Source organism: Neisseria sp. P0021.S006 (genome assembly GCF_051956895.1).
The window spans coordinates 1-1622 of sequence record NZ_JBQCWZ010000283.1; the positions used below are offsets into that span (position 1 = coordinate 1).

Sequence of the window (1622 nt, forward strand, 5' to 3'; positions counted from 1 at the left end):
TTACTAATATTATCAAACAAGCGGCCATCTGAAAAGATAAACGGTATTAAAAAAGCCATCGACTCTTACAATCTTTATGCCATCCGCACATCAGGCCAATATTTAAACCTCATCAGACCGATAAAAATTCAAATGGTTTCAAACCATCTGTATTTTTTATCCATAAAACATCAGGCCGTCTGAAAACATTCTTTCAGACGGCCTAATTCAAACAAAATCATTTTTTCCGTTTCGCCCTTGGGTGCGCCTCATCATAAACGCGCGCCAAATGGTCAAAGTCCAGCTTTGTATAAACTTGCGTAGCGGAAAGGTTGCTGTGCCCCAACAATTCCTGTACGGCACGGATATCGCCCGATGCCTGCAAAAGATGGGTTGCATAGCTGTGGCGCATCATGTGCGGCGAGATATGGCTGGCACTGCCCACGCGCACTGCCCACGCCTGCAGGCGTTTTTGGATTTGACGTTGCCCCAGCCTGCCGCCGTTCTTATTGGTGAACAAGGCCTGCTCGCCCTCTTTGGCAATACGCACTGCCAGATAATCGCGCAATGCCGCAATGCTTTTAGCCACCAAAGGCACTTGCCGCTGCTTGCCGCCTTTACCCTTCACGCTGACCCAGCCTTCATCCAAGACGATACCGTCCAGATTCAAACCTTGTATCTCACTCAGGCGCAAACCGCTGCCATACATCAATTCAAACATGGCCTTATCGCGTACGTCCAACTCATCATCAACCGGCGCATGGTCAAGAATATGGTTTAAAGGTTCTTGCGGCAGCGCTTTGGGCAGGCGTTCGGGCAGGCGCGGCGCTTTCATATTAAATGTCGGGTCGCTTTCCATGACTTCTATCTGCACCAGCCAACTGCAATACTGCCGCCACACCGATAATTTCCGCGCCAAGCTACTTTCGCTTAAGCCCTTTTGCGACAGCTTTTTCAATACCGCCACAAAATCACGGCGCGTCGGCAGGCCGTTTCCCAGGTTATCGGGCAACAGGCGCATCAATTCACTCAAATCGCGCCGATAAGCGGAAACGGTATGCTCCGACTTGCCTTGTTGCAGCAAGGTTTTCAGATAGCGCTCAAGATGAAGCGCAAAATTGCTTGATACCGCCATTTCAGACGGCCTCCAATGCTGTTTTCAAGGCCGAAGGCAGACGACAGACACGCTGCTTGCCATAATCGAAACACACCATGCCTGTCTGCACTTTCGCCAGCACAAGACCGTCTGAAATCCTGCGGATACGGTACAGCAAAGAAAAGCCCACACCGGCCACGCCCGCCGCCCCCATTTCTACCGACAGCTCATCGCCATGATGACCTTGCGCCAAATACTGCACCGCCGCATCCGCCATAATCAGGCCTGCCCCTCCGGCATCCATTTCGCTCCAACTCAGCTTCGCCAGCCAACGCATCCGCACTTCATGGCACAAACGCAACACCGCATCGTTCGCCAGATGGCCGCCATAGTTCACATCGCCCACCTGCACCGTCAAGGCCGTCTGAAACAAAGGCTTATCACACTCGGCCACCGAAATCCTATCCATTTTGCACACCCGTTTTCAATACTCTGCCATTATAAACCGAGACCCTGTTCGTTAATATATAAAAACAATGTAACAGCT

3 protein-coding genes are annotated in these 1622 nt (G+C 51.1%); 1 reads left to right on the forward strand and 2 read right to left on the reverse strand.

The features are described 5' to 3' along the window. Positions 1-183: hypothetical protein (locus ACTHUM_RS13375; protein WP_440403097.1), on the forward strand; the 183-nt coding region annotated here is incomplete at its 5' end. A gap of 34 nt (positions 184-217) precedes the next feature. On the opposite strand, the gene ACTHUM_RS13380 is transcribed toward ACTHUM_RS13375, so the two are convergent. Both ACTHUM_RS13380 and ACTHUM_RS13385 read right to left on the reverse strand, forming a co-directional pair. Next, positions 218-1114, reverse strand: coding sequence for a tyrosine recombinase XerC (locus ACTHUM_RS13380; protein ID WP_049328852.1), 897 nt, complete (start codon positions 1112-1114; stop codon positions 218-220). A gap of 1 nt (position 1115) precedes the next feature. Then, positions 1116-1544 (reverse strand): acyl-CoA thioesterase, encoded by a 429-nt coding sequence (locus ACTHUM_RS13385; protein WP_049328851.1) that lies wholly within the window; start codon positions 1542-1544, stop codon positions 1116-1118. Positions 1545-1622 lie beyond the last annotated feature (78 nt).